Below are 1,021 nucleotides of genomic sequence, written 5' to 3'. Positions count from 1 at the left end.
GCTAATGCTGTGCTGAGTTCGTTGTCTCCTGTTCATCGTGCTGGTCGGTCGGCTTGTTGATCCAGACCTGCTCGGGCAGGGCCGGGGGTTCGGGGTGCTTGTTGACGAAGCGCTCGGGATGGCGGGCGTAGGCGTCGGTGAGGATGTCCGCGCGGTAGTCGCGGACGTGCTGCGCGAGGCCGTGGTGCAGGTCGTGCGGGGTGTGCCAGCCGATCCCTGAGTGCCGGTGGTCGTGGTGGTACCAGTCGAAGAAGTCGCGGCACCAGTCGCGGGCGTGCGCCAGGCCGGTGAAGCGGTCGGGAAAGTCGGGCCGGTACTTGAGGGTCTTGTACTGGGCCTCGGAGTAAGGATTGTCGTTGCTCACCTTCGGCCGGGAGTGCGACCTTGTGACGCCGAGGTCGGCCATCAGCACGGCCACGGACTTGGCGGTCTGGATCGCGCCGCGGTCCGAGTGGATCGTCAACTGGCCCTCGGGAACCTGCTGTTTCTCCTGGGCCTCGCGGATGAACTGCCGGGCGAGCTCCTCGCTCTCGCAGGTGGTGACCATCCAGGCCACCGTGTAGCGGCTGTATATGTCGATCATCGTGTAGAGGAAGTAGAAGACCCGGGGCTCGGGGCCGCGCAGTTTGGTCACGTCCCAGGACCACACGGTGTTCACGGCGTCCGCCATCAACTCCGGTTTCTTGCGGGGCGGGTGGACCGCTTGCCGGCGGCGTTCGCGGACTTCGTCGCGCTCGCGCAGCAGGCGGTACATCGTCGAGGCCGAGCACAGGTAGACGCCCTCGTCCAGCAGCGTCGCGTAGATCTCCTCCGGTGCGGTGTCGACGAACCGCTCGCTGTGGAGTACGGCCAGGACCTCGTCCCGCTCGGCCCAGGACAGGGCCTTGGGGTGCGGTTTCGGCTCCCGCTTCGGCCTCGGCGGGGCCGGGCTCTGGCGGTGGTGGGCGTACCAGGTGGGCCGATTCACCCCGACCGCCCGGCACGCGCCGGCCCTGCCGACCAGCGGCGCCAACTCCTCCAA

General features: G+C 68.0%; 1 pseudogene. It reads right to left on the bottom strand.

The window, feature by feature from the left end:
* Window position 1: 1 nt before the first annotated feature.
* Window positions 2-1,021 (bottom strand): annotated as a pseudogene (locus tag ACZ38L_RS39700) (transposase); the annotation flags it as partial.

The organism is Kitasatospora sp. NPDC024654 (assembly GCF_055559155.1).
Note: the sequence above shows the minus strand (reverse complement) of the source record. Positions and strands in the feature narration are given on the sequence as shown.